Source organism: Dethiosulfovibrio faecalis, assembly GCF_021568795.1.
Classification (GTDB): Bacteria; Synergistota; Synergistia; order Synergistales; family Dethiosulfovibrionaceae; genus Dethiosulfovibrio; species Dethiosulfovibrio faecalis.
In genome coordinates this window covers 51,581-57,643 of record NZ_JAKGUE010000019.1, presented here as the reverse complement: position 1 = coordinate 57,643, position 6,063 = coordinate 51,581, and the positions used below count along the sequence as shown (strand labels likewise).

Sequence of the window (6,063 nt, the reverse complement as noted above, 5' to 3'; positions counted from 1 at the left end):
CATTATGTCCCCCTCTTTCTGAGACCTATGATACAGCAGCCTGTTCTTGACCTTAACCTAGCAACTTACTCGGTGGTCCATTTTTCCGGGTCCACTATAGAGACTTCAGCGGAAAAAGGCGAGCTTACTGCTCAATATAAAACTGGAAAATGTTACCAGATGGGTTATGGCACAGCAAAAGACGAGGAAAAAGCTGTCAAATGGTACAGTGAATCGGCAAAAGGTAACTGTAACGAAGGACAATTCTCTTTAGGAAAGTGTTACTATAGCGGTTTCGGGGTAGAAAAAGATTACGAAAAGGCTGTCCGTTGGTTCCGCAAGGCCGCTGATCAAAAAGATAGTAGGGCAGAAATTTTGCTGGGATTGTGCTACGAATACGGCGACGGTGTGACAAAAGATCCAAGAGAGGCTGTGATGTGGTACCGCAAAGCGGCTGAAAACGGATATGCCACGGGACAATGTAACCTGGGATACTGTTATTATTGCGGCTTCGGGGCAGAAAAAGACTATGAAAAGGCTGTCCGTTGGTTCCGCAAGGCCGCCGATCAAGGACACAGTAGGGCAGATGCTTGGCTGGGAATGTGCTACGAATACGGCTACGGTGTGACAAAAGATCCAAGAGAGGCTGTGATGTGGTACCGCAAAGCGGCTGAAAACGGATATGCCACGGGACAATGTAACCTGGGATACTGTTATTATAACGGTTTCGGGGTAGAAAAAGATTACGAAAGGGCTGTCAGTTGGTTTCGCAAGGCCGCTTATCAAGAAGATAGTAGGGCACAAAATATCCTTGGTATATGCTGTGAAAATGGTCTCGGATTAAAGAAAGATTATTATATGGCCTTCTACTGGTATCGTAGATCAGCTAAAAACGGAAATGCCTGGGGACAATATAACCTGGGGGAATGCTACAGAGACGGAAAATGGGTAGATAAAAACGTTGTGCAGGCCTATAGGTGGTTTTATCTGGCCAGTAAAAACGGTGATGGTAGGTGTATAGAGAGTAGCCGCGAAGCCATGGACGGTATGTTGGGCAAGGGGCTCTTGAGCTTTAGATCGATTTCGGACGAACAGGTCCAAGAAGCGATGCGTCAAGCAAATCAATGAATTAGATAAATGCTGAGGGACCTCGCTTGCGAGGTCCCTCTTTTCAAGAGATCAGAACACCGCCAGATCGGCGTCCTTGGGGTCCAGTATCATCATGTGTCCCGGAGCGTGGGTTATCGCGAAGGGAGGTTTGCTGGCCATCAGCGCCGCCTGGGGCGTCACTCCGCATCCCCAGAATACCGGGACCTCGCCGGGACGGATCGTGACCGAGTCGCCGAAGTCGGGCTTGGAGATGTCCTTTATCCCTATCGCCTCAGGGTCTCCTACGTGAACCGGGGCTCCGTGTACTTCCGGGAAGCGTCCTGTGCACAGAACCGCCTTGGGAACCTGTCTCGCCGGGATGGGTCTCATGCTGACCACCATAGGCCCCGACAGCCTACCGGCCGGACGGCACTTCATGGAGGTGATGTACATGGGGACGTTGCGGTTTTCCTCGATGTGCCTTATCGGAATATCCGCCTCCATTAGGGCGCTCTCGAAGGAGAAGGAACAGCCCAGAAGGAAGCCGACCAGGTCGTCCCGCCAGTAGGAGCTGACGTCGGTGGGCTCGTCGATATTGACGCCGTTTTCCCAGACCACGTATCTCGGAATATCCTTGGATATGTCCGAGCCGGGGGCCATTATCCTGGCCTCGGTGTCGCCCGGTTCGGTGATGTCCAGTATGGGGCAGGGGGTCGGGTTTCTCTGGGCGAAGACGAGGAAGTCGTAGGCCCAGTCCTTGGGGAGGACTATCAGATTGGCTTGAACCCTTCCCTTGCACATCCCCGGGGTGGGCTTGGTCCATTCCCCTCTTCTGATTATTTCCCTGACCTCTTGAGGCGTAGATCCGCCGTAGTCCGTGGCTTTCATAGTTTCAGCACCTCCCTGAGATTGGCTATCTCTATTCCCTCCGCCTCCAGCGTCTTTCTGAGTTCTCTGGACATCTCCACCGCCTCGGCGGTGTCGCCGTGCAGACAGATCGAGTGGGGGCTAAGCTCTATATCCTCTCCGGACAGGGTCGTGACGATGCCCTCTTTTATCATCCTGACCACCCTGGACGCCGCCTCGTCGGAGTCGTGTATGACCGCTCCCTCCATGCTCCTGGGGACGAGGGTCCCGTCGGCCATGTAGGCTCGATCGGCGAAGGCCTCCGAAGCGAAGGGAACGCTTGTTTCCTCCGCCGCCTTCTGGAACAGCGATCCCGACAGCCCCATGAGAATCAGGTTATCCCCTCCGTCCTTCACGGCGCAGGCTATGGCCCTGGCCATCTCTAGATCCTTGGCCGCGGTGTTGTACATGGCTCCGTGGGGTTTGACGTGCTGTAGCGAGGTTCCCGTAGCCCTGCAGGCCGCGGAAATGGCCCCTATCTGGTAGAGGCAGTCGGCGTAGACCTGGTCGGGGGTGCACTTCAGGTTTCTCCGTCCGAACCCGACCAGGTCGGGATAGCCCGGATGGGCCCCTATGGCGACGCCTCTGGACGAGGCCATCTTCACGGTCTCGACCATGACCGACGGGTCTCCTGCGTGAAAGCCGCAGGCCACGTTGGCGGAGGAGACGCTTTCCAGGACCTGGCCGTCCTTTCCCATGGTGTAGGCGCCGAAACTCTCGCCCAGATCGCTGTTCAGATCTATCTTGTACATCTACGTCATGCCTCCTCTAGATTTTCTCCCATTGGACCTCGTAGGTTTCGCCGTCGACGGTGATGCGACATTGTCCCTCCGTTGCCGGTTCGACCCGTTCCTTTTCGTCTTTCGTCGGATCGGCTATCCAGCTTTCGAGGGCCAGTCTGAGGGACTCCAGTCGACCTCTTTCCTCCCTGGCCTCGATTATGGCCTGATCCTGGCTCATGGCGGAGAAGCGTACCGGTTGTCCCGGGAGCCTCTGGGCAAGTCTTGCCACCGAGTTGGCTGTGAGGACCGCTATCTTCGTGTAGCCCCCGGTGGTCTGTCTGTCCGCCATCATCACGATCGGTTGACCGTGTCCCGGAACCTGAACCGCCCCGAGACATATGGCGTCGGAGACTATGTCCGCTCCGTCGACGTGTTCTATGGTCGGTCCCTCCATGCGGTAGCCCATTCGGTCCGCCGCGGCGGAGACGACGTATTCCTCGGATAGGAAGGTCTTTATTCCCTCGTCGGTGAAGAGGTCGTCCTGAGGGCCGGGAACCACGTCCATCGGTCGGGAGGGAGAGTAGTCCGGCCTGAGATCCTCGGGACACACGAAGCCGACGCATCTCTCTCTCAAGATGTAGGGGGACCCTGTATCCAGCTCGTCTCCCGCCTTGAGGGCTCTGCCCTGAAGGCCGCCTATCTTCCCCCTCAGGTAGGTGGAGCGGCTTCCCATGAGAGGCGGTACGTCTATTCCTCCGGAGACGCATAGATAGCCTCTGCACAGGCCGTCTTTCATGCCGGAGAATGAGATAACGTCGCCGTCCTCAACCGCATGGGTCGTCCAGGGTTGTACGTCGGTTCCGTTGACCGTCATGCCCAGGTCTCCCCCGGCGAGGGCCACGATTCCACTTCCCTGAACCGCCAGCTTCGGGCCCACGACGGTTATCTCCAGGGCGGCAGCCCCGGGGTCGTTGTGGACCATGATGTTTCCTCTGCGAAGCGCCATTGGGTCCATCGCTCCAGCTACTGGCATGCCTATGGCCTGATGTCCCCATCTGCCCAGGTCCTGCACGGTGGTCAATATGCCCGGAGATCGGACGAGCAGCTTCATAGTGTCCCATCTCCCTTCTCGACTATCTCCAGCTCGTAGGCGTTTTTAACCGCCTTTTCCCTGATGTCCAGATATTCGTCCTCTCCGACCGGGCGGAATCGAATCCAGAGCCCTGCGTCGAGAAGGGTGGCGGGCTCTCTGGTCGGGTCGTACATCACCAGGGGAGTGCGCCCTATGAGCTGCCAGCCTCCGGGGCTGTCTATGGGGTAGATCCCGGTCTGTTTGCCCGCTATGCCGACGCTGCCCGCCGGTATCAGCTCTCTGGGGGTCTCCAGCCTGGGGGTGGCTATGGATTCGTCCATGCCTCCCAGATAGGAGAATCCGGGGGTGAAGCCCAGCATGTAGCAGTAGCAGCTGTTGGAGCAGTGACGGCGTATGACCTCTTCCTCGGATATCCCGTGGTGTATCGCCACCGATTCGAGATCCGGTCCGTATTCGCCGCCGTAGCATACCGGAATGACGGCCTCTTTGGATCCTATCTCTACTTGCTCGTCTATCGATCCGATCCCGGCCGAGATAACCGCTCGGAGCCTCTCCAGGTCCGTCTCCACTGGGTCGAAGTAGACGGCCAGAGATCGATATGTCGGCATGAGCTCCATGATGCCGGGAACGGGACGGGCCTCCAGACTGGATCTGAGGGCCTGCACCTTGGCGTTTATCTCCAGAGCTATGGCGTTTCCGAAATCGACGACCAGGCAGGAATCTCCGGCCGGTCGTATCCTTGGTTCTGTCTCTTTCATCGGCGTCTCCTCCTAATCGACGTGGCCGGGAGCGTCGTCGGCTCCCGGCTTCATTATAGTCCTACGGTCGATTGCGTCCTATCAGGAGAACAGCGCCATGATCTTGCTGAGGGATTTGACCCCCATCCACATGGTGAAGGCCGCCATGATGTAGCCTATGAGGGACATCCACATGGGGTGTCTGTAGGTTCCTACGATGTCCTTTCTATGCGCCGCAAGAAGCACCGATATCAGGGCCAGAGGCAGTATGAGACCGTTGATCGATCCGGCGAAGATCAACAGAGCCACCGGTTTGCCTATCGTAGCGAGTATGGCGGTGGAGAACACTATGAACCCTATCATCCAGGCCCTGTAGTGATCGCCTACCGATTTGAAAAGGGTCCTAAGGAAGGATATGGACGTGTAGGAGGCCCCTATGACAGAGGTGATCCCGGCGGCCCAGAGGATTATTCCGAAGATCTTGTAGCCCAGATCTCCCGCTCCGATCTGGAATGCCGACGCAGGGGGATTGGTCGGGTCGAGGGGGTGCCCCATCATGACGACTCCCAGGATCGCCAGGAAGAGGAGGAACCTCATGATGCCGGTTATGGCGACGGCGTTGATGGAGCCCTTGCTTATGGCCCCGATGTTCTCCTCGCCGGTGAGGCCGGCGTCTATTATCCTGTGGGCTCCGGCGAAGGAGATGTATCCTCCGACGGTTCCTCCGACAAGGGTGAGGACGATCATCCAGTCGATATGGGAGGGTAGCACGGCCTCTTTAAGAGTGGCTCCTACGGGAGGATGAGTCCTGAAGACCATGAACAGCACCATGGCGATCATGACGAAGCCCAAGATCTGGGTGAACTTGTCCATGGCGTTGCCCATCTCCTTGCGGAGGAAGATGAATATGGCTATGAGGGCGCTGATACTGGCTCCGACCGGTATGGGAAGGCCGGTCAGGACGTTGACTCCCATGGCCGCCCCTCCTACGTTGCCTATGTTGAACACCAGACCGCCCAGGGCTACGGCGAAGGCGATGAAGTATCCCAGACCGGGCAGCACCTTGTTCGCCACGTCCTGGGCCCTCATTCCCGATACGGCCAGTATCCTCCAGATGTTCATCTGGACCACTATGTCGATCAGCACCGACGCCAGAATGGCGAATGCGAAGGCCAGCTGCATCTTCTCCGTGAACACCGCCGTCTGGGTCAGGAATCCCGGGCCTATGGCGGAAGTCGCCATGAGGAAGGCCGCCCCCATCAGTACGCTTAAAGTGCTGCCCTGTTTCGCCTTTTCGTCTCCTAAAGTGATCTTTTCCGTGGACATAAAAGCACCTCCGATATAAAGATAATGGCTCTCTGTAAAAGATAAAAGCAAAAAAGTTGCCAGATGCTACTTTTTTCTCAAGATGAAAAAATGTGGCTATTCCAGCGTTTTTCCGTCTTCTGCTCTGTGTGCCCGAGATCCGTTCGGTTCGAGTGGGTGCGAAAAGCGCACCGACCGTGCGTTTTTCGCACGGTCGGTCTATGGCTGGGGG

General features: G+C 56.8%; 6 protein-coding genes. 1 reads left to right on the top strand and 5 read right to left on the bottom strand.

Features of this window, described 5'->3' with window-relative positions:
- Positions 1-1,107 (top strand): SEL1-like repeat protein (locus L2W58_RS11345; protein WP_236103481.1); only part of this gene is annotated, 1,107 nt, incomplete at its 5' end.
- Between the two features lie 51 nt (positions 1,108-1,158).
- Here L2W58_RS11345 and L2W58_RS11340 read toward each other — a convergent pair.
- The 5 genes from L2W58_RS11340 to L2W58_RS11320 form a co-directional block, all read right to left on the bottom strand.
- Positions 1,159-1,956, bottom strand: coding sequence for a putative hydro-lyase (locus L2W58_RS11340; protein ID WP_236103479.1), 798 nt, complete (start codon positions 1,954-1,956; stop codon positions 1,159-1,161).
- Positions 1,953-2,726 (bottom strand): LamB/YcsF family protein, encoded by a 774-nt coding sequence (locus L2W58_RS11335; protein ID WP_236103477.1) that lies wholly within the window; start codon positions 2,724-2,726, stop codon positions 1,953-1,955. The genes L2W58_RS11340 and L2W58_RS11335 overlap by 4 nt, the downstream gene beginning before the upstream one ends.
- Before the next feature lie 16 nt (positions 2,727-2,742).
- Positions 2,743-3,807, bottom strand: coding sequence for a 5-oxoprolinase subunit C family protein (locus L2W58_RS11330; protein ID WP_236103475.1), 1,065 nt, complete (start codon positions 3,805-3,807; stop codon positions 2,743-2,745).
- A complete protein-coding gene (gene pxpB, locus L2W58_RS11325; RefSeq protein ID WP_236103473.1) occupies positions 3,804-4,547 on the bottom strand; it encodes a 5-oxoprolinase subunit PxpB in 744 nt (247 codons plus the stop codon). The genes L2W58_RS11330 and pxpB overlap by 4 nt, the downstream gene beginning before the upstream one ends.
- 81 nt (positions 4,548-4,628) lie before the next feature.
- A complete protein-coding gene (locus tag L2W58_RS11320) occupies positions 4,629-5,852 on the bottom strand; it encodes an NRAMP family divalent metal transporter (protein ID WP_236103471.1) in 1,224 nt (407 codons plus the stop codon).
- Between the last annotated feature and the right edge of the window lie 211 nt (positions 5,853-6,063).

Bases quoted from the DNA above. Each gene is read 5' to 3' on its own strand.
- pxpB (WP_236103473.1), bottom strand. From the start codon at position 4,547: ATGAAAGAGACAGAACCAAGGATACGACCGGCCGGAGATTCCTGCCTG.
- L2W58_RS11340 (WP_236103479.1), bottom strand. From the start codon at position 1,956: ATGAAAGCCACGGACTACGGCGGATCTACGCCTCAAGAGGTCAGGGAA.
- L2W58_RS11320 (WP_236103471.1), bottom strand. From the start codon at position 5,852: ATGTCCACGGAAAAGATCACTTTAGGAGACGAAAAGGCGAAACAGGGC.
- L2W58_RS11330 (WP_236103475.1), bottom strand. From the start codon at position 3,807: ATGAAGCTGCTCGTCCGATCTCCGGGCATATTGACCACCGTGCAGGAC.
- L2W58_RS11335 (WP_236103477.1), bottom strand. From the start codon at position 2,726: ATGTACAAGATAGATCTGAACAGCGATCTGGGCGAGAGTTTCGGCGCC.